19 protein-coding genes and 1 tRNA gene are annotated in these 18,923 nt (G+C 49.0%); 14 read left to right on the top strand and 6 right to left on the bottom strand.

Features of this window, described 5'->3' with window-relative positions; genetic code table 11:
• Window positions 1-6: 6 nt before the first annotated feature.
• From ACFSUS_RS26035 to hslU, 7 genes are all read left to right on the top strand, one after another.
• The gene (locus tag ACFSUS_RS26035; protein WP_381527450.1) at window positions 7-813 is read left to right on the top strand and encodes an SDR family oxidoreductase; all 807 of its coding nucleotides are present in this window, start codon (window positions 7-9) and stop codon (window positions 811-813) included.
• Between the two features lie 115 nt (window positions 814-928).
• Window positions 929-1,480 (top strand): KdsC family phosphatase, encoded by a 552-nt coding sequence (locus tag ACFSUS_RS26030; protein ID WP_381527448.1) that lies wholly within the window; start codon window positions 929-931, stop codon window positions 1,478-1,480.
• A complete protein-coding gene (locus ACFSUS_RS26025) occupies window positions 1,461-2,381 on the top strand; it encodes an N-acetylneuraminate synthase family protein (protein WP_381527446.1) in 921 nt (306 codons plus the stop codon). Before ACFSUS_RS26030 ends, ACFSUS_RS26025 begins: the two co-directional genes overlap by 20 nt.
• Window positions 2,382-2,488: 107 nt before the next feature.
• The gene (locus ACFSUS_RS26020; protein ID WP_381527444.1) at window positions 2,489-3,400 is read left to right on the top strand and encodes a sterol desaturase family protein; all 912 of its coding nucleotides are present in this window, start codon (window positions 2,489-2,491) and stop codon (window positions 3,398-3,400) included.
• Between the two features lie 2 nt (window positions 3,401-3,402).
• Window positions 3,403-3,777 carry a DMT family transporter gene (locus ACFSUS_RS26015; protein ID WP_381527442.1) on the top strand — a complete coding sequence of 125 codons (375 nt, stop codon included), beginning with the start codon at window positions 3,403-3,405 and terminating at the stop codon, window positions 3,775-3,777.
• A gap of 68 nt (window positions 3,778-3,845) precedes the next feature.
• On the top strand, window positions 3,846-4,406 hold the full coding sequence (locus tag ACFSUS_RS26010) for a Uma2 family endonuclease (RefSeq protein ID WP_381527440.1): 561 nt from the start codon (window positions 3,846-3,848) through the stop codon (window positions 4,404-4,406).
• Window positions 4,407-4,600: 194 nt separating this feature from the next.
• Window positions 4,601-5,989 (top strand): ATP-dependent protease ATPase subunit HslU, encoded by a 1,389-nt coding sequence (gene hslU, locus ACFSUS_RS26005; protein WP_381527438.1) that lies wholly within the window; start codon window positions 4,601-4,603, stop codon window positions 5,987-5,989.
• Here hslU and ACFSUS_RS26000 read toward each other — a convergent pair.
• From ACFSUS_RS26000 to ACFSUS_RS25990, 3 genes are all read right to left on the bottom strand, one after another.
• Window positions 5,984-6,403, bottom strand: a complete 420-nt coding sequence (locus tag ACFSUS_RS26000) for a hypothetical protein (protein ID WP_381527436.1) — start codon at window positions 6,401-6,403, stop codon at window positions 5,984-5,986. The genes hslU and ACFSUS_RS26000 overlap by 6 nt on opposite strands.
• Window positions 6,403-7,662: an MFS transporter gene (locus ACFSUS_RS25995; protein ID WP_381527544.1), complete on the bottom strand. Its 1,260-nt coding sequence runs from the start codon at window positions 7,660-7,662 to the stop codon at window positions 6,403-6,405. The genes ACFSUS_RS26000 and ACFSUS_RS25995 overlap by 1 nt, the downstream gene beginning before the upstream one ends.
• A gap of 75 nt (window positions 7,663-7,737) precedes the next feature.
• Complete coding sequence (locus tag ACFSUS_RS25990; protein WP_381527434.1) at window positions 7,738-8,235, bottom strand: YybH family protein; 498 nt, start codon at window positions 8,233-8,235, stop codon at window positions 7,738-7,740.
• 125 nt (window positions 8,236-8,360) lie between these two features.
• Between ACFSUS_RS25990 and mltG the strand changes: the two genes are divergently transcribed.
• From mltG to ACFSUS_RS25960, 6 genes are all read left to right on the top strand, one after another.
• The gene (mltG, locus tag ACFSUS_RS25985; RefSeq protein WP_381527432.1) at window positions 8,361-9,398 is read left to right on the top strand and encodes an endolytic transglycosylase MltG; all 1,038 of its coding nucleotides are present in this window, start codon (window positions 8,361-8,363) and stop codon (window positions 9,396-9,398) included.
• Between the two features lie 122 nt (window positions 9,399-9,520).
• On the top strand, window positions 9,521-9,934 hold the full coding sequence (locus tag ACFSUS_RS25980) for an acyl-CoA thioesterase (RefSeq protein ID WP_381527430.1): 414 nt from the start codon (window positions 9,521-9,523) through the stop codon (window positions 9,932-9,934).
• 121 nt (window positions 9,935-10,055) lie between these two features.
• Window positions 10,056-11,009, top strand: coding sequence for a YihY/virulence factor BrkB family protein (locus ACFSUS_RS25975; protein WP_381527428.1), 954 nt, complete (start codon window positions 10,056-10,058; stop codon window positions 11,007-11,009).
• Between the two features lie 296 nt (window positions 11,010-11,305).
• A complete protein-coding gene (locus tag ACFSUS_RS25970) occupies window positions 11,306-12,340 on the top strand; it encodes a glycosyltransferase family 2 protein (RefSeq protein WP_381527427.1) in 1,035 nt (344 codons plus the stop codon).
• Window positions 12,341-12,397: 57 nt separating this feature from the next.
• A complete protein-coding gene (locus tag ACFSUS_RS25965; RefSeq protein ID WP_381527424.1) occupies window positions 12,398-13,018 on the top strand; it encodes an L-threonylcarbamoyladenylate synthase in 621 nt (206 codons plus the stop codon).
• A gap of 103 nt (window positions 13,019-13,121) precedes the next feature.
• On the top strand, window positions 13,122-14,153 hold the full coding sequence (locus tag ACFSUS_RS25960; protein WP_381527422.1) for a hypothetical protein: 1,032 nt from the start codon (window positions 13,122-13,124) through the stop codon (window positions 14,151-14,153).
• Window positions 14,154-14,263: 110 nt separating this feature from the next.
• On the opposite strand, the gene ACFSUS_RS25955 is transcribed toward ACFSUS_RS25960, so the two are convergent.
• The 3 genes from ACFSUS_RS25955 to ACFSUS_RS25945 form a co-directional block, all read right to left on the bottom strand.
• Window positions 14,264-14,698 carry a hypothetical protein gene (locus ACFSUS_RS25955; RefSeq protein ID WP_381527420.1) on the bottom strand — a complete coding sequence of 145 codons (435 nt, stop codon included), beginning with the start codon at window positions 14,696-14,698 and terminating at the stop codon, window positions 14,264-14,266.
• A 157-nt stretch (window positions 14,699-14,855) separates the two neighbouring features.
• Window positions 14,856-16,217, bottom strand: coding sequence for a trigger factor (gene tig / locus ACFSUS_RS25950; protein ID WP_381527418.1), 1,362 nt, complete (start codon window positions 16,215-16,217; stop codon window positions 14,856-14,858).
• Window positions 16,218-16,329: 112 nt separating this feature from the next.
• Window positions 16,330-16,411, bottom strand: a tRNA-Leu gene (locus ACFSUS_RS25945).
• A gap of 221 nt (window positions 16,412-16,632) precedes the next feature.
• On the opposite strand from ACFSUS_RS25945, the gene ACFSUS_RS25940 reads away from it, so the two are divergent.
• Window positions 16,633-18,918: a RelA/SpoT family protein gene (locus ACFSUS_RS25940; protein WP_381527416.1), complete on the top strand. Its 2,286-nt coding sequence runs from the start codon at window positions 16,633-16,635 to the stop codon at window positions 18,916-18,918.
• The last annotated feature ends 5 nt before the right edge of the window (window positions 18,919-18,923 follow it).

Below are 18,923 nucleotides of genomic sequence, written 5' to 3'. Positions count from 1 at the left end.
GAACGTATGCTTGAAAAATTTTCTCTTGCTGGCCGCGTCGCCATCGTTACCGGAGCGGTTGGACTGATTGGCCGCAATCATTGCCGGGCGCTGGCCGAAGCGGGAGCCAATGTTGTAGTCGCTGATCTCAACGAAACAGCCTCGCAATCGTTTGCGGCCGAACTGGGCGGTCAACACCTGGGCATCGGCCTGGACGTAACTAACGAAGACGCGGTAAAGCAAGTTCGTGATCGCGTTCTGGAACGATACAACCGCATCGACGTGCTGGTGAACAACGCGGCCCTAAATGAAGCCGTCGAGAATCCGGCCATGGCGCTGGAGTTGACTGCTTTTGAAAACTTTCCGGTTGCACAGTTCCGGGCGTCGCTGGAAGTGAACGTAACGGGGGTTTTTCTATGCGCTCAGGTATTTGGTAGTGTGATGGCTAAACAAGGCAAAGGCAGCATTATTAACGTCGCGTCGACGTATGGCCTCGTTGGTCCGGATCAACGTATTTACCGCAACGAAGCCGGGGAACAAACCTTTTACAAAACAGCCGCTTATCCGGCAACGAAAGGGGCCGTTGTCAACTTTACGCGCTTTCTGGCGGCTTACTGGGGGCACAAAGGCGTACGCGTCAACACGCTCTCTCCGGGGGGTGTTGAAAATAGTCAGAATGAGCTTTTTGTAAAAAATTACTCAGCCAAAACGGTACTGGGCCGTATGGCGCAACCCGATGATTATCAGGGAGCCATTGTTTTTCTGGCCAGCGATGCATCCGCTTACATGTCCGGTGCTAACCTGGTCGTGGACGGGGGCTGGACAGCCATTTGAAAACAGGTTTCGGTATACGATACAGTACACGGTGTTTGGTGCACAGTTTTCCGTGAATTTTCATTTGATCACCAAATTAAAAACTGTATACCGAAAACCTCAAACTACATACTTAGTGACAACTGAACTACTCGAAAAACTTGTCCGGATCAAATTAGTCCTGACCGACTGTGATGGCGTACTGACCGACGCTGGTGTTTACTACGGCGAAAACGGTGAGGTCCTCAAAAAATTCAACATCCGCGACGGCATGGGCGTTGTGCGGCTCCGCGATCTGTTCGGCGTCGAAACGGGCATTGTCACCGGAGAGAAATCACCATCGGTCGTAACCCGGGCGGCCAAACTTAAAATTACAGAATTGCACCTCGACGCCCAGGATAAGTTAAGCTTACTCGGTGGCATTCTGGAGCGCAAAGGGCTCGACGCATCCGAAGTGGCGTTTATCGGCGACGACGTCAACGATCTGGAGATTCTGCAGGCCGTTGGCTTTTCAGCCTGCCCGGCCGATGCAACCCGCTACAACAAAGCTGTTGTCGATTACTGCTGCGAAGCAAAGGGCGGAGAAGGGTGCTTCCGCGAACTGGCTGAGCTAATTATCGATGCTAAACAATCTGTATCCTCTACATCTTTCCAAACAAACCTACACAATGAGAACCATAACGCTTGAGTCCGGCCGACCCTCCGGGGATCGTAGTATTGGCGCAGGGCAACCCTGCTACGTCATTGCTGAGATTGGTATTAATCACAACGGCTCACTGGAGATAGCCAAACAGTTGATCGATGAGGCCGTTGCCGCCAAAGTAGATGCCGTTAAATTTCAGAAGCGGACTCCCGAAGTTTGCGTTCCCCGCGATCAGTGGGACGTCATGCGCGACACCCCCTGGGGTCGCATGACCTACATTGATTACAAGCGCAAGACGGAGTTCGGCATGCTCGAATACACCGCCATTGACCAGTATTGCCGCGAACGGGGTATCGACTGGTTTGCCTCAGCCTGGGATGTTGAATCGGTAGATTTTCTGGAAGCGTTTGCCCCTTGCCTCTATAAGCTGGCTTCTGCTTCACTCACGGATTTAGCGCTCATCGAACGGATTTTGCATACGGGCCGCCCCCTCATGCTCTCGACCGGTATGTCGACCATGCAGGAAATTGACGAAGCGATTAGCCTTGTAGCGCAGTACGACGCTAACTACCCATTGATGGTAGCCCATTCGACCTCGGCTTACCCATGCAAACCCGAAGAGCTCAACTTACGAATGGTGCCGACCTTACAGTCGGCTTACCCAAACATACCCATTGGCTACTCTGGTCATGAAACCGGACTTAGTACCACCGTAGCAGCAGTAACGCTTGGGGCAACGTTCGTGGAACGGCACTTCACCTTAGACCGAGCCATGTGGGGCTCCGATCATGCGGCATCCGTTGAACCGCAAGGCTTTCAGCGGTTAGTACGCGACATCCGTGACGTAGAAACGGCCCTAGGTGATGGCGTTAAGCAGGTGTATGAGTCAGAATTAGGCCCCATGAAACGACTGCGGGTTAACATTAACCCCGTTTATTCGCTGTAACATTAAGTTGAACTGATTGCCCAGGATGATATGTTTCGTATGACATAAAATAAGTCATACGAAAGCGCGACACCAATCCATTATCATCTCAAACAAGATTGTTAACCATGCCGCAGGCAGAACTGCTACGCATCACGACCACTATTTTGGTGGCTTGGATTGTCGTTATCCTTATCTGGGAACGGGTTGCCCCTTACCGTAAAGGCCTTTCCTTATTTCGGGATGGTTTTTGGGTTGATTTAGTCTGGTACACAATCATTCAAAGCTACCTCCTTAAAATCCTTATTTTTGATTACATCATTGCTCCCCTTCAGAGCCGGTTCGACTGGTCGGACTGGCAGTTTGTGAGCGATTGGCCGGTTTGGGTACAGGTGCTCTTTTTTTTGTTTACCCACGATTTATACATCTACCTGTTTCACCGCTGGCAACACGCCAACAAATGGCTCTGGCGGACGCACGAGGCCCATCATTCGAACAAGGAAGTGGATTTCCTGGCCGGTTCCCGGTCGCATGTGGTCGAAATCATTATTAACCAGACCATCGAGTTTGCTCCCATCGTCCTGCTTGGTGCCGACCCAGCCGTCATCCCGATTAAGGCCCTGTTAGATGCTATGTTTGGCATGTTTATCCACGCCAACATCCGAGTCAGGCTCGGTTTGTTAAAGTACATCTTTAACTCCCCACACCTGCATTTGTGGCACCACGCCAACTACCGCGAAGTGTTTCATGCTAACTTTAGCACCAAATTTTCGTTTTTTGATTACTTGCTGGGCACAGCGTATGATCCCGGCCATGCGCCTGGCAACGAACCAGAACATTGGGGACTGTATTACGATTACCCTAAAGATTACTTCCTGCAACATGCGTTCTCCATCAAGCGGTTTGACGAGCGCAGTTTGCTGAAGTATCGATGGTTTGCGTGGTATTATAACCTGCGCCCAGCGGTACTCCGTCGATTGAAAATGGGTTCGAAAAAACCAAGACAATCGTCACATGTTGAACCTGAAAACGTTACTTGATTTTGCAAGCCTGGTTATTTCTTCTCATCGCGGCCTCCTTCGAAACAGCCTGGACCTATTCGGTCAAATACATGACCTTTAGCCAGTTAAAAACCCTCCGTTGGAACACCTTTTACGTCCCTACCATTGGTTTGCCCATCTTACTGCCGTTTGTGGGTTATGTGGTATTCGGCATCGCTAACATTTATTTTTTCTCGATGGCGATCAAGCAGATTCCAACGCCCACCGCTTTTGCCGTCTGGACAGCCATGGCCCTAATATTGATCAAAGCAGTCGATGTGTTTATCTTCAAAGCCAACTGGTCGTATACCGAGCTCCTATTTATAGCCCTGATAGCCGTGGGTATCATTGGCTTACGGGTGTATTCCGCCCAGTAAGTGGCCGATTTGCGATTGAGCACTCGATCTATTATTTTTCACTTGTACATTAACCGGAGTCGATCAATATGATAGCGGAAGTGACTGGCCATCGCATCTATACGGTAGACGAATATTTCGAATTAGAAAAAACGTCCGAGGTGAAGCATGAATTTGTCGATGGAATCTTAATCGAAATGCCGGGAGAATCGAAAAAAGCAAATGAAGTTCGCGGGAACATTTATGTTGCCTTACGAATGGGAGTGAAAGGAAAGCCTTTCAAAGTTTACAACCACGACGTCAAACTCCGTACCGTACCCGGTCGTAAATATCGCTATCCTGATATCATGGTTGTTCCTGCTGAGGACAATGACGATACCCACGTTGTCAACCGTGCTGTAGTAACCGTCGAAGTCACCTCTGAGAACTCGTCGGGCGTCGATCATGACGAAAAGCTTCATGAATACATCGGGATGCCTTCGGTTGAGTGTTACCTAATTGTTTCGCAGGCCGAACCACTGGTTGAAGTGTACCAGCGTACCGGTATGAAATGGGAGTACGCTTACTATACGGATACAAACGACTCGTTTTTAATAAATGCCCTCGCTATTACGCTACGTGTTGCCGATGTGTATGAAGGAGTATTCTGAGGGAACATTCCCCAAAATCATAGATTACCGGTATTGCCCCTCTGGATAGCGCTGGATAGCCTATTTCCGTGAACACTACTAAGTGGCCTTCATCTCTAAATTAAGCTCCCTTCAATTTTTCTCCCCTCGTTGGCACAATTTCCGGTTTCCTGTGTTTCTTTGGAAAGAAGCGCACAATGCGCTCTAGCTTTTCAATGACCCAGTTACTTAAAGACCTTACGCCCCGGCAGATCGTTGCCGAACTAGATCAATACATTATCGGCCAGCACGACGCGAAACGCAACGTAGCCATTGCCCTGCGAAACCGCTGGCGTCGAATGAACAGCGTGGCCGATATGCAGCGCGAGATTACCCCGAACAACATTCTGATGATTGGCGCGACGGGCGTTGGTAAAACTGAAATTGCCCGACGTCTCGCCAAGATCGCAGACGCCCCATTTATCAAAGTCGAAGCCTCGAAGTTTACGGAAGTCGGTTATGTCGGTCGTGATGTTGAAAGCATGGTGCGCGACCTGGTCGAGCAATCGGTCAACATGGTTCGGGCGGCTAAGAAAGAAGCCGTGCAGGTACGTGCTCAGCAACTTGTCGAAGATGCGATTCTGGATATTCTGATTCCGCCTGTCAAGCCCGCCAATGGCCAGCATTTAGGTTTCGAAAGTGAAAGCAAAGACCCAGACGCCGAACTCAACGAGCGTACCCGCGAGCGCTTCCGTGAGAAAATTCGCTCTGGCGAGATGGACGACCGCAAAATTGAGATCGATGTGCAACAAAGTCAGACGCCTAATATCGGCATCATGGGAGGTTCAGTCGATGACCTGTCGATGATGAACATCCAGGAAATGATTGGCGGCATGTTACCCAAGCGGGGCAAGAAACGTAAAGTCACCATCGCGGAAGCGCGTACCATTTTGCTGGAAGAAGAAGCGGCCAAGCTCATCGATATGGACGAGGTAAAGGAAGAAGCCATTCGCAAAGCGGAAGATGCTGGTATCATCTTTATTGATGAGATAGATAAAGTAGCCTCATCCCGGTCAGGTAATGGCGGAGGTGGCCCGGATGTCAGCCGGGAAGGTGTTCAACGTGACCTGTTGCCCATTGTGGAAGGTAGCGCCGTTAACACCAAGCACGGTATTATCCGTACCGATCACATCCTGTTTATTGCGGCCGGTGCTTTCCATGTAGCTAAACCTAGCGACCTGATTCCTGAACTGCAAGGGCGTTTCCCAATTCGGGTAGAGTTACAAAGCTTGTCGGAAGACGATTTTTACCAAATCCTGAAGGAGCCCAAGAATGCGCTTACCAAGCAGTATGAGGCTATGCTACAAGCTGAGAACGTAGAGTTGACGTTTCAGGACGATGCCCTGCGCGAACTAGCCCGCATTGCTTTCGAGGTGAACGGCGAAGTCGAAAACATTGGCGCCCGTCGTTTACAAACGGTGTTAAGTCACCTTATGAACGACTTCATGTTCGACATTCCGGATGTGATTAGTGCTAACGCCCACGTCGTCGTCACAAAAGAGCTGGTTGGCGAAAAGCTGAACGGCCTGGTTAAAAACCGCGACCTGAGCCAGTTTATTTTATAAGTCGTATCCGGTCCGGGCTAGCTGATCCAGGATATGCACCACCTGCTCAATAGCCCGGTCGGTATCGCTACGCTTGCGGTCGGGTGGGTCGAAGCGGTTGAAAGGACGCAACTCCAGCACAAACGTCTCTTCAACTGCTTCGTCAATGGGCGTGAAGAGCTTATATCCGATGACGTTGATTGGAATCAGGCCGTGGCGGGCTTTAAACTGGATCAAGATATAAGTCAGCAGTTTTTCAACGGTGGCTACCGCTACGCTCTCGGCTGGAATGAAGCGTACTTCGGCGCGATTACGATCGACAATGGTTTGCTCATCCGGCGCATAGTGTCCCTGGCAGCTCGAAAATGTGCAGACGATCTTTGTTGCGTTCAGAGCCTCCACCAAAGGGCGTATCTTCGGCTCCAGCTCATCCATCACGGTTCACCATCGAGTAAAGCCATTTCATCGCCCTCGTTAAGCCGATATTTGTTAGCTTGCCGATCCCGATGCCATAACCACCCTAGATAGCCCGTTGCGGCTAATGCTAACAGGGCCGATAACACAAACGACGCGTCTACTCCGACATCGCCCGCCAGATGATTGAGCAGCCAGCCAGAGGCAACCGCCCCTATGCCAATTCCGGCTTCCAGGGCAATGTACATCGTAGCCATCGCCCGGCCGCGTGTTGCCTCATCGGCCAGATCAGCAGTCCAGGCTTGTACCGTAGGTGAGTTCATACCATTAGCAAGCCCATACACTATGGCTGCGGTCCAGAAGATGTATGGTGTTTTAGCTAGTGCTAGCAAGATCATCGACAGCACTAGCACAGCCGTCGACACTGTCAGCACTGGCAATCGGCCATAGCGGTCAGAGGTTCGGCTGAAAACCACCCGCGTAAATAGGGCTGCAAGCGTATAGACGGTAAAAAACAACCCCTTGTTTGTGATTCCGAGGGAAGTGCTTAGTGTTGAAATTAACGTTAATACTGCTCCGTAGGCAAATGACTGAAGCAATAGAACGATAAACGGTGGTAAGGCTTGCTTGTCAAAAATCTCATCTTTCTTCAGCCGCAGTAAACCAAACCGAAACGGTTGCGTATTGACCAGTGTTTCGGGCATTCGGAGCAGAATCCCAATGGACAATAGCGCAAAGGCTGACGAAGTCCAGAACATCACATTCATGGAATAGTCATCAGCCAGCCAGCTCCCAATGGCGGGTCCAAGCGACATGCCCATTGCGGTGAACAGCCCCAACATGCCCATCGCTTCGCCCCGACGCGTGGCGGGCACTACGTCGGCTACGTAGGCAGCTGTAGCAGTGGGTTTGGTTCCGGTCGAGAGGCCGTGAATGAGCCGAAGCGTCAAAAACCCCCAGACGGTTAACAGATACGGATACAGAAACCCACAGACGAAACACACCAGTGAACCGAAGGCCATTACAGGTACCCGCCCCACCGTATCAGTAAGTTTCCCGCTAAACGGCCGCGATACGCCCGCCGTAAGGGTAAATAAGGCGATAATTAAGCCAACATATTCCTGTCCACCCAGTTTTGTCAGATAAGCGGGTAGCTCGGGAATCATCATGGAAAAACTGGCTGAGAACAAAAAGTTGCTGACGCACAGCAACCAAAAGGAGAGCGTATAAAGGGAAGGACCGTCGGAGACCCGACGAACAAAAAGCGAACGAACTACCAAAACGACTTGATTTAGTTCGCTCAAATTTACGAAGTTTTCAACTAAGGCCCCTGGTTTTAACGGAAAGTCTACCGCTTATTGAGGCTCCGGTGTCTGGTTACCGCCATCGAGCACAAACCGCCATTGCCCATTACGCTGACGTTTCCAGACGGTTACATAGACGCCATGGCGGGCAGATTTTTTACCAGCTTCGTCTTTATTGGTCAGCATCCATTGCCCGAAACTATACCCTAACTCCCCCGATTGAGCAGCATCGGCTTTTAGCACCTGCCAGGTTAGTTTTGACCCATCGCGGGGCATACGGGCCATTTGGGCCCGTAAGGAATCGAATCCAATGGTTGGTGCAGCCCCGTCATTGAGTTTAATAACGTCATCGGCGGCATAGGTGGTGAACGCTCTAGCCATTCCTTGCTTTTCAGAGAGTATGCTAAAATTTTGGTCGGCTTCGCGGATTTCGTCGATGGCTTTTTGGCGAACGGCAGCGGCCGGGTTCATAGCTCGGGGAGTTTCGACACGCGTTCGACAGGCACCTGTCAACACAAGAATGAGCAAAATTGATAACGAGTACTTCATTATGGGTAGATTTATTGGTTATGATTTGGCGTAAATTTGCCGTGATTTACGAGTAACTCCTATCCAAAACCGTACCGAAACGGCACGCAATTTCATAGGCGTAAATCATAACTTAACAATCTGTTATGTCGCGTAACCTTAAAATCGGTCTTTTCCTCACCGTATCCATCCTGCTTACTACGTTCTCGTTTTACTTCTGGCAGGTATTCAAAAGCCCAAATCTCCAGGTTCAGGACGGGGATAAAACATTTGCTTTGCTCATTCGGAAAGGCGCTACGTTTGAGTCTGTAATGGACACTCTGAAAACCCATAAAGTTGTCAACGACGAAGTATCGTTTCGGTTTCTGGCCAAAATGATGAAATACCCCGAGCGGGTGAAAGAGGGGCGCTACGAGATTCGGCCGCGCATGGGTAACCGCGAAGCGCTGGTTAAGCTGCGTAGCGGTGATCAGGATGCCATGCCCGTTACGTTCAATAATATTCGACTCAAAAGCGACCTGATTCAACGCCTGGGCAGCAAGTTCGAGTTTGGGCCCGATGCGCTCGGGAAGCTGCTCAATGATCCAGCTACTTGTGAAAAATTTGGCTTTGACACCACCACCATCGTCTGTTTGTTTCTGCCGAACACCTACGAATTTTTCTGGACCATTAAGCCCGAAACGTTCATGGAACGAATGGGTACCGAATACAAGAAGTTCTGGACACCCGAACGGAAAGCCAAAGCGCAGGCATTAGGTCTATCTCAAACGCAAGCCCAGGTCTTAGCCTCCATTGTAGCGGCTGAGACGAATAAACGCGATGAACAGCCACGGGTAGCTGGTGTTTACCTGAATCGCCTGAAACGAGGCATCAAGCTCGAAGCTGACCCAACGGTTATCTTCGCCCTGCGTGATTTTACGATCCGACGTTTGCTTAACCGCCAGTTGACCGTCGATTCTCCGTACAATACGTATCGTTATGCAGGTTTACCACCGGGCCCCATTAACCTACCCGCTCCAGCCACGATTGATGCCGTCTTAAACGCCGAGCAGCACGACTACCTCTACTTCGTAGTAAATGCCAGTTTCAATGGGTATCATACCTTTTCGAGAACCCTGTCTGAGCACCTGGCCAATGCCCGACTGTACCAGCAGGCGCTGACCCGCATGAAGATTATGAAGTAAGAATGAACACGGAGCAGGGAACAGCCAACAGTTGATTACTAACCAGTGAAAATTTCTGATTCGGAGCAGTTACCTGCTGACAGTTGACTACTGACTGCTCTCTGTTCCCTGCAAATTGCCTTATGATTATCTACGACGTTACGAACATTCGGGTGCGCTACTATGACACCGACCAGATGGGCATTGTTTATTACGGCAACTACGCTCGTTTTTACGAGATAGGTCGGGTTGAGACCATTCGCCATCTTGGTTTGCATTATAAAGAACTGGAGGAACGTGGTATTTCAATGCCAGTATATGACCTCAGTTCCCGATTCATTCGCCCTGCGAAATATGACGACCTGCTGACCATTCGCGTTACGATTCCGCAACTCCCCAAAACGCGTTTCCTGTTTACCTACGAGATCTTCAACCAGGACGGCCAACTACTCAACACCGGCCAGACAACCCTGGTATTCATTCGCACCGACACGGGCCGGCCCTGTTCTGCACCTGCCGACCTGGTTGAGGCCGCAAAACCTTTTTTTGAGCCGTAGGTTTAGATTATGGAACAGTCAATCAGTCGGTTAGTTAATCCGGTATGGTATCATTCATACGGTTTAACCAGCCGACTGATTGACTGTTGTAGGAATCATAAACTCACTGACTCAACACGTTATGTTTGAAAAACTTATGAGCCTCGACTCGATGCAAAATGCTCGGCTCTGGCTACGAGATCATCATCCGTTCAACTCCAAAACGAACTGGTATGATTTTCTAAACAAGATGACGGATAAAATAACTGAGAATGACACGAGCGAGCGGGCGGCATCGGTATCCTATAGCCTCATCCTGGCGGTTTTCCCAACGATTATATTTCTGTTTACCCTGATTCCGTACATTCCCGTGCCGGATCTAGACGCGCAAATCATGTCCTTTTTCAAGCGTGTCTTACCAGGGGATACGTACAGTTCGGTCGATACGACGATTCGTGACATTATCAGCCGCCCGCGCAGTGGAGTCTTATCATTCGGCTTTTTGTTGGCGCTTTACTCAGCAACAAGCGGTCTGGTAGCCCTGATGAACGCGTTCAACTCTTCGCACGAGTCGGAAGATAGTCGTGGGTTTTTCAAGGTTCGTGCCGTAGCCGTCGGCTTGACCCTAACGCTGGCGTTTGCGTTGATTCTGGCCATCGTTGTCCTCATCATTGGTGGCGTGGTGAGTGATTTTCTGCTACGTTTCGGAATTTTAAATAATGTTATCATCGTTAATCTTCTGGCCGTCGCCCGTTACCTGCTTGTGTTTGCCGTTTTCGTAGGGGCCGTATCCGTCATTTACAAATATGGACCGGATGTAGACATGAAGTGGACATTTGTTACGCCGGGGTCGATTATAGCTTCTGTACTGATCGTATTGACCACCCTCGGCTTCTCGTACTACGTTTCCAACTTTGGTTCCTACAACAAAGTGTACGGCTCCATCGGTACGCTAATCGCCCTGATGATCTGGATAAATTTGATTGCCTTATTGCTCATTCTAGGCTTTGAGATGAATGTAGCTCTTTATAATCTGGAGGGAGACAAGAACCCAAACATGGCCGAGAAAACAACAAAGGCTACCTCCAACACGTGAAGTAGCCTTTGCGAACCCTAACCCATAAATGTATTTACACGGTCGGGGCCGCGCCAGATTGGCACATACCAAACGTGTCTGTTAAATAAATGGCGAAAAACCGTGCCAACTTGATAAAATGGTTACTCATTATGTCTTCTTTTTTTCCGCTTGCTCAAAAATTCAGCAAGTCAGTAACAAACGGGCAGTATCTTTAAATCGTATAACACAATAGCCTGTCGTCGTAGGCTTACAGTTCCAGCGGAACGCTCTTGCTACTCATGGTTTCTGTTACTGGTCAATCCAACTTTCTGCCGATGAGTCCTTATCTCAACCAGATAAAACCTTGGGTGACGGTCATTTGCACGAGTTATAACCATGAAGAATACGTAGTAGAAGCGCTCCGGTCAGTTGTTGAGCAGGACTATCCTAACGTTCAGCTCATTGTGATCGACAATGGAAGCACCGACCAGACGGCCGAACGTATTGATGACTTCATTAGCTCCTACCCTTCCGTTGAGTTTATCAAGAATTCAATCAACATCGGCTTAAATCGTGCGTTCAATCAAGGCTTGGCTTTAGCCCAAGGGCGTTACGTAATCGACCTGTCGGCCGACGATGTGCTGCTACCCGGCCGTATCACTAAACAAACAGATTTGTTCGAGCGGCTCTCGGGTCCCTACGCCGTCGTGTTTACAAACGCGGCTTACATTGATGAGCAAGGTCAGCAAATCGGGCTGCACTATGCGGTTGACGCGGCTGGTCATGCCCGGGCCAAAATACCCTCTGGCAATGTGTTCCAGCCTATTTTAGATGCTTATTTCATTTGTACGCCGACGATGATGATGCGTCGGGATGTACTGAATGAACTCGGTGGCTACGACGAGACCCTGGCTTTTGAAGACTTCGATTTCTGGGTGCGGTCGTCGCGGTTGTATTTGTATGCGTATCTGGATGAGGTGTTGACTTTTAAACGTCGTCTGCCGAATTCATTATCGACGCAGGTAATCTTGCCTGATAATAACCTGCTTAGCTCAACGCTCACCGTTTGCCACAAAGCGTTTGAGCGTTGCCATACGCCAACCGAGTTCAAATCGTTAGCTAAACGCATCCGAACGTTCATCCGAAAAGCATTTTATGCCGAACAGTTTGAGCTGGCGCTTCAATTTGGCCAGTTGCTTTATTCAATTGAACAGCCTGGCCTGGTAACGAGCCTGATCCTGCGGTTGAGCCGCCTTGATCTCCCCATCAATAGCCTCTACCGCCACTATCTGAAGTGGAGTAACCAGGTAATTCACCCTTCGGGCAAAACCGGTCTGATCCATTTGGAGTTACGTAAGCAGATTAAGTAGACGTCCGCACGAGGAGCTACCTGACTATGTGTGTTACTACTGTTAACTCGTTACTTCATGCCTGCCGAATTCATTAAACTGTACCCTGATAACCCTGACCCTCGCCGGATTGAGCACATTGTCAAGGCGCTGCGCAACGGGGCCGTTATTATCTACCCAACTGACACGATTTATGGGATGGGATGCGATATTCATAACGCCCGGGCTGTTGAGCGAGTGGCGCGTATTAAAGGGATAAAACCAGCTAAAAATGACTTTTCGTTTATCTGCTACGATCTAAGCCACATTGCCGATTATGCGCGGGTAAGCAATCAGGCGTTTAAACTCATGAAAAAGCTGCTGCCGGGACCTTACACGTTCATTCTCGAAGCCAGTGGCAGCGTACCTAAGCTTTTGAATACAAACAAGAAGACTGTCGGTATTCGCGTACCCGATCATGACATTCCGCGCCAGATCGTACACGAATTAGGGAATCCAATCATTACGACATCCATCCGCGACGAAGACGAGATTATTGAGTATTCAACCGATCCGGAATTGATATTTGAAAAATTTCAGCATCAGGTAGACATTGTTATTGACGGGGGGTATGGCGGCAATGTTCCTTCGACGATCGTGGATGCGACCGACGATGAATTTTCAATCGTTCGTCAGGGCCTGGGTGAATTAGTGCTTTGAAAAGTTGCCATAACATTCTATACTTGCACCGTAGGGTTAACACTCCTTCATCCCGGAGTTTAACCCTTTTTTTGTGAAGCAACCCCTAATTCATTTCTGCAGTATGCGTTTGTCATTGGCCGTATTCTCATTTTTGGCCCTAAGTCAGCTCACCGGCTGTTCTTCAGAATCTAAACTGGAGGGCTCGTCGAAAACCGGCAAGCTTACCACCGAAGCCTCCGCCGAACCTGAATCGGCCAAAACCGCGAAACCTGATTCGTCGGAAACGCCAACCGCCCAATCGACAACTAGCGCCCCGGCGGGTAAAACAGGCGATGCAACACTTGATTCGCTGACGTACGCACCAAACGAAGCCATTCTACCTAAAAAGCGCATCTTCGCCTATTACGGCAACCCACACTCCAAAAAGATGGGTATCCTGGGGAAGTATCCCAAGGATGAAATGCTGCAGCGATTGGATCAGGAAATCAAAAACTGGCAGAAAGCTGACCCTAATACTCCTATTCAGCCCGCCTTGCATTTAGTGGCCATTTCGGCGCAGGGTGCTCCTGGCAAAGACGGTGGCTACCGGTTACGGATGTCCGACAAAACCATTAAGAAAGTTCTCAAATGGGGCAACGAGCACAAAGCCATTGTATTCCTGGACATTCAGCGTGGGCATGCTCCACTTGGCCCAGAAATGGCTTACCTTGAAAAGTATCTTAAATTGCCCTTTGTGCACTTGGGTATTGATCCTGAATTCTCGATGGTAACGGGGGCCAAACCCGGCACCAAAATTGGTAGTTATGATGCGGCCGATGTTAATCAAGCCGTCAACTTCTTGAGCAAGGTCGTTAAAGAGAATAACCTACCGCCTAAAGTATTAGTCGTGCACCGATTCACCCAGGGCATGATCAAGAATTACAAAAATATCAAGCTTAATCCAGACGTACAGATTGTGATGGACATGGATGGCTGGGGGCCACCGGTGCTAAAGAAAGACTCTTATCACGACTACATACAGAAAGAGCCCGTACAATACACCGGCTTTAAGCTGTTCTACGATAACGATTTCCGCAAGCCTGGTTCTCGCATTATGAAGCCCGAAGAGGTACTGGCCTTAACACCAAAACCAATGTACATTCAGTATCAGTAGAAGAATCGAACCCATAGTAAAACACAAAGCCGGATTACTGCGAGTCCGGCTTTGTGTTTTACTATGGGTTCGATTTCAAGATTTATTATGTGAATCTGTTCCTATTACTGTTACCAGAAAAATTTAGGCTTCAATTTTCGTTGAATGCTGCGGGGTAACGCTTCGCCTTCCTGATAAGTAGTCAATATAGTGCTCTCTCGACTGCGGCTAAAACGCATAGCTCTCACTAGACCAATACTGCCCGGCACTAATCCAATTCCGGCACTGACTAAAGTAACGGGTATAATATTTTCTTTACCTTCCCCTCCTTTAACCGTTGCTGCCAGCGTAGTGCCCACCAGGGCGGTACCTGCCCCAATCAATGTTAGGGGTAAACCAACACCCAAATAGATTTTCCCTCCTGTTCGTCTGGCGGCAAACAAGTGCTCAATGGCGCGTACGGTATCTTGTTGACTGTAACTGACCAATCTAGGCAAACTTTGTGCCTGTGATTTGGTCTTTCCAAGGCCCAAAACACACAAGACCATCAATAATACCTTCTTCATAGCCATCAACTCCCAACATTTGACGAAACGACTAAACAGTATCAGTTGTATTTGCTTTTCAAAATAGACATTTTACCAACAATAAGGAAACCAGCTTCTTAAACAGCAACGGCCCGGTTAATGACCGGGCCGTTGCTGTTTCCTGAACTTAATGCTCTTATCGATTTTCGACCAGCGCTTTAAACTCATCGACCGACACCTCCTGCGTTACTAGAGTCATCTGCGTCTTGGCGTATTCAATCACTTTGTCATCGTACACCCGGTTGAACGTACTGGTGTAGTTTTGGCCGTTGTTTTTCTCGTCCAGCAGGTAATTACGAGCAATGCGGTCAATGGTTTGATTCATCTCTTCGTTTTCACCACCCGCGAAGCCAAACTGTTCACGTACCATCTGGCGCGTCACTTCCAGCACTTCCTCGAACTCGACTTTGATGTCAGCTTTCTCAGCAATTTTGTTTTTGATGAGCTGTAATTTAACTGACTTCGTGAAATCATCGTACTGCTCCTCAACCTGCTCCGGCGTGAATTTACCTTCGTTTACTTCAAGCAGCCAGTTTTTCAGGAATTCGTCGGGCAATAAGATTGGCGTACTGTCGAGTAGCGTCTTTTCGATGTCCAGACGCAGAAGTTGAGCCGACTCACGGCCGTAGTTACCCCGAATGATTTCGGCTACTTTTGTCCGGAATTGTTCTTCGTCTTCAACGGCACCGGCACCGAGTACCTTATCAAAGAACTCCTGATTTAATTCAGCAGGTTCGTGACGCGTAATGTCGTCGATCTCAAACGTAAACTCGCCGGTCAGGTTGGCGGCCTCCTCTTTCTTTACGCCGGTGGCTGTTGCACGCGCTTTATCTTCGGGGAAAGCCTGCTCCAGCACAAACGTAACAACGTCACCCTTTTTCTTACCAACGAACTGACCTTTAGCTTCTTCGGCCATCTGGTTCATCGGGAACGCTGTCTTAGCACTGAATGGCTCCGCGCCTTCGGGGGTATTCAACTGCTTCAGCTCACCGTAAATCGTATCGCCATCGGCCACTTCGTCACCATGTGAGTGGGTGTGGAACCGCTGCTGCAAATCAGCAATCGTGCTATCTACTTCAGCTTCGCCAGCCTGAATTTCATATTGTGTTACGCTTGGTAAGTCGCTAAAGTCGATGTCAAACTCAGAGGCCAGTCCAAGTGTATAGCTAAACGCGAAGTCAGTCTGATTATCCCAGTCGATTGCATCAGCTTCTTCACGATTGGGCACCGGGTCGCCCACCACCTGCAATTTATTTTCGCGGATATACTGGCTCACAGTTTTGCTCAGCATCGAGTTGATTTCATCAACCAGGATGCTTTTTCCGTACATCTTCTGAACAAGTGAAGCAGGCACATGACCAGGACGAAACCCTTTCAGCTGAACCTTACGACCATAGTCTTTCAGTTTCTTATCTACTTCAGGCTTGTAGTCAGCCGGGGTTAGCGTAATCTTCAGCGAAGCATTGGTATCGCTGGACTTTTCTAGCGTAATATCCACGAATGTGTTAGTTTAAAATAACAAAGAGTGAAAGAGCGAATGAGTGAAAGGGCGGTTGTTCGGAAACTAGGCACTCATTCACTCATTCGCTCTTTCACTCTTTGAATCATTGTACGGGCGGAGGGACTCGAACCCCCATGCCTTGCGGCACCAGATCCTAAGTCTGGCACGTCTACCAATTTCGCCACGCCCGCAGAACTAAGGCCACCTCAGCCTCACGGCTGCACTTTTTCCCAACAATTTAGAGGCTTTCGCGTCGTTTGGGAGTGCAAAAGTACAAATAAGTTTTAATTGAGCAAGGGTTTCTGCGAAGGTTTTATTTTTCGCATCTATCTAATCAACTTTCCAGTATTAATTTGTTATCTTGGTAGTACGAGTACAACCGAAGGGTCATAGCCCATACAGACGCCAACCAATGATTAATTCTATCGAACGTCGACCCAGTCGGCCCGCTGATGCGACCGAGCCTGTTATCGATCTGGAACTGGAACGACAGGAAATTCTGAAACGCTATCGGCGACTATTGCGGGCGGCAAAACCTATGCTGAAAGGCGACGATGCCAAGCTGATTAAGAAAGCGTTCAATACGTCCGCTGAAGCCCATAAAAACATGCGTCGGCGGTCCGGTGAACCCTACATCTACCATCCGCTGGCAGTCGCACAGATTGCTGTTGAAGAGATTGGACTGGGGCCGACCAGTATTGTAGCTGCCCTGTTGCATGACGTAGTCGAAGATACCGACACCACTATCGCCGACATTGATCATGCATTTGGCCCTAAAGTGGCCAAAATTATTGACGGACTGACTAAGATATCGGGCATTTTCGAATACGGTACGTCGCAGCAGGCCGAGAACTTCCGCAAGATGTTGCTGACCTTGTCAGATGACGTACGGGTAATCCTGATTAAGCTCGCCGACCGATTGCACAACATGCGGACGCTGGATTCCATGCCACGCGACAAGCAGCTAAAAATTGCTTCCGAAACTATCTATATCTATGCCCCGCTTGCGCACCGGCTTGGTTTGTACGCCATCAAGTCGGAGCTGGAGGATTTGTACTTAAAGCATGTTGAGCCAGAAGCATATAAAGATATTGCCCGGAAACTACGGGAGACAAAATTGGCCAGGGACCGCTTTATTAGTCGCTTTATTGAACCCATCGAAGCTGACTTAGCCGAGACCGATATAAAATTCGTTATCAAAGGTCGACCCAAATCGATCTATTCGATCTGGACGAAGCTGAATAAATCGAAGAAGCCCTTCGAAGAGATATATGACTTGTTTGCCGTTCGCATCATCCTCAACGTACCCCAGGATGAAGAGAAAGCGGCTTGTTGGCGCGCTTATTCAATCGTAACCGATCATTACAAGCCTAATCCAGACCGCTTGAAAGACTGGATTAGTACCCCCCGAACCAACGGCTACGAATCGCTTCATACTACGGTAATGAGCAAATCGGGCCAGTGGGTAGAAGTTCAGATTCGGACGGAGCGCATGAATGAGATTGCCGAAAAAGGGTATGCCGCTCACTGGAAATACAAAGGAAACGATACGCAAACCGGTGCGGGCATTGAAGCCTGGATTAGCCAGGTGCGCGACATGATCGAATCGGCGGGTAGTGGCGATAAAAAAGCCGCTATTGAGTTCGTCGATGATTTTAGGAGTAATCTTTACAGCGAAGAGGTTTTTGTCTTTACGCCCAAAGGCGATTTGAAAGTATTGCAACGCGGGGCTACCGCCCTCGACTTTGCCTTTGATATCCACACCCAAATTGGGGCGCGATGTATGGCCGCTAAGGTGAATAACACCCTGGTGCCATTAAGTCACGTTTTGCAAAATGGGGATCAGGTCGAAGTCATTACGTCGAACCGCCAGAAGCCCAGTGAAGACTGGCTTCGGTTTGTGGTAACCTCGAAAGCTAAAACCAAGATTAAGGACTTAATCAAGGAAGAAAATAAGCGGTACGTAACGGATGGTCGTGACTTGGTAGGTAAGAAGTTACGGGTTCTACGGCTGGATATGACGAACGAAATCATTAATCAGTTGCGAGCTTATTTCGGCTCTAAAACTGCCGATGACTTCTTCTATCGCGTTGGGAAGGGGCATATTGACGTTCAGGAACTTAAGAAGTTCAAGTCGGATAAAGAAGCAAAGGAAAATCGCGCCAATAAGCTAAACACCGACGCTTTACCCGATGCCAAAGCATTTGTTAAGGAACTCAAAAAGATTCATGGTGAACGCGCCGATGCTGACATGCTGCTTATTGGCGAAGACATGGATCGAATTGATTACACGCTTTCTAAATGTTGTAATCCGATTTCGGGCGACGACGTGTTCGGCTTTGTAACCATCAACGACGGGATCAAGATTCACCGCGTTACGTGTCCCAATGCCGTTGAATTGATGTCGAACCACGGTAACCGTATTATCAAGGCAAAATGGACCAGTCAAAAAGAACTGGCGTTTCTGGCCGGTTTGCGTATTACGGGTACCGATCGGGTCGGTTTGGTCAACGACGTAACGCGGGTTATCAGCAATGAATTACACATTAACATGCGCTCGGTAACGATTGACTCGAAAGATGGTATCTTTGAGGGTAATATCCGACTTTACGTGCATGACACCGGCCACTTAGAAACCCTTATGCGCAAACTGGAGCGCGTTCAGGGGGTATTTGAGGTGGTTCGGTTTGATTCTTAAACAAC

It is taken from the genome of Spirosoma soli (genome assembly GCF_042684525.1).
GTDB lineage: Bacteria > Bacteroidota > Bacteroidia > Cytophagales > Spirosomataceae > Spirosoma > Spirosoma soli.
This window is presented reverse-complemented; position numbering and strand designations above follow the sequence as displayed.